This is a genomic window from Aneurinibacillus sp. UBA3580, assembly GCF_002375825.1.
In the GTDB taxonomy this organism is placed as follows: Bacteria; Bacillota; Bacilli; order Aneurinibacillales; family Aneurinibacillaceae; genus Aneurinibacillus; species Aneurinibacillus danicus.
This window is the reverse complement of sequence record NZ_DFMZ01000099.1, coordinates 12,623-14,339: the sequence shown is the minus strand read 5'-3', so window position 1 is coordinate 14,339 and position 1,717 is coordinate 12,623. Positions and strand designations below refer to the sequence as shown.

The window sequence follows — 1,717 nt, the reverse complement described above, 5'->3', positions numbered from 1 at the left end:
CTCACGATTTTCACAGAAAAAAAAACGAGGCTTATTGACCGTACTCAGACGTTCAGGGCCTCGTTTTTTATTTTACTGTTATATATGCCTGTCTCGGATGATTCACCTGATCAGGGTATTTAAGCCGGAGCCGATTTTCACGCAGCAGCTTGGCTAAATAATTGTTCCGTAAACCATCAGGGGTTCGCTCCAGCATATCTGCCAGTTCTTTTAACCGAAGAGGTTTTCGTGCGCATAACTGAACAATCATGTCTTCCATTACCTTTGGGCTGAGTCGTTTTCGTTTCCGCGCAAGTTCAGCAATTCCCCAGAGCTCTTCATCGATCGTTTCAGGGTTCTCCGGTTCTTCACTTTCTAACTCGTCTACTGGCACATTCTCCTCTTCTTCATCATATTCTTTAACGGAAGCAACATCTACTGTATCTTCTTCCTTATTTATGGACCTCATCTCTTTATTATAGGAGTTTTGAACGTTATTCCAGGAGTTTATTTCATTATTATAGGAGTTTTCGCTATCATTTTCATTTTTATTATAGGAGTTTTCCGGATTATTTACGGAGAAAAACTCCTTATTCAAGGACTCCCAATCCTTATTACCGGAGTAAATTGCGTTATTTACGGACTCCTGTTTTTTATTGTAGGAGTCGTCTATTGTTCGGAATTCACTCTCTTTTTCCTGCTCTTCGACCGGAATCATTCGTAAAATAAAAGTGGTTCGAGCAGGTGCTTCCTGCTGCAAAAATTGTGGAATTTCCCACTCTCTGTCCTGCCAGGTTTGTCGAATATTGAAAAGACCTGAGCCAGCCCGTTCGCCGAGACCGATTAAAAGAAACATTCTGCATAGGTTCGGATTGCGCAAATCGCTGACACCGCCCGTAAATGCCTGGGGTATGGGTACGCGCGGCAACCCTGGATTGGAAAACGTAAAGCCTGTCTTTTCCCGTTCTACGACAATGCCTCTCTCTCCCCGGTAATCAGCATGTACAATCGCATTAACAAGCGCCTCACGCAGCGCGGTATGAATGGCGGTCTCATCCTGCCGCACCGTTCCCCTTAACCGAAACGGAATCTGCAGACCCGCCGTCAGACGGGGCATAATCATAAAATAGAAATCATGCAAATTGCCCGACCACGTGCCATCCTGCGAGGTCAGCCGATCTGACCACCGCTCATCGTAGGACGCGTGGGAATCATCCCTGTATTCGAGAAAGTAATGGGGCAGAACCTCAGTAATCACTCTTTCTTCGCTGAACATCAGCAACCCCGCAAGCGTTAGCCCTTCCTTGCCGGTGTCGCGCAGTTTGCCCCAGGCGCCGATTTTATACAGAAATTCTTTTGTTTCAAGCCCATTCCAGGGATGATTGGGCTTTACCGACATGAAGCGGTTCCGGTAGCTTTTCACAGAATCAAAGTGCAGCTCATTGACCCCGTAATGCTCCAGAATAAGGCCGTCCTGGACACCGAACGGCGCATCTTCAGAAATATGAAAGTCCTCTTTTCTGTACACTGCCAATCTTCCTTTTCGCATAGTCTATGCCTTTATTCTGTGAAAATAAGGAGAAAAGAAAAAGGAAAGAAGAACAGAGGAAGAAAAGACGTTCGCTTTTTTCCGCATTGAGCTCTCATCCTCGTTTCCTTCTCTCTTTTCTTTCATACCATAAAAATGCAACTGTCCCGCATCTTCATGGCATGGCTTGTGGCTGGCGAGCCAGACGAT

General features: G+C 45.8%; 1 protein-coding gene. It reads right to left on the bottom strand.

From position 1 onward, the window contains the following. Positions 1-67: 67 nt before the first annotated feature. Positions 68-1,507: a transcriptional regulator gene (locus B2899_RS14395; RefSeq protein WP_414631782.1), complete on the bottom strand. Its 1,440-nt coding sequence runs from the start codon at positions 1,505-1,507 to the stop codon at positions 68-70. Positions 1,508-1,717 lie beyond the last annotated feature (210 nt).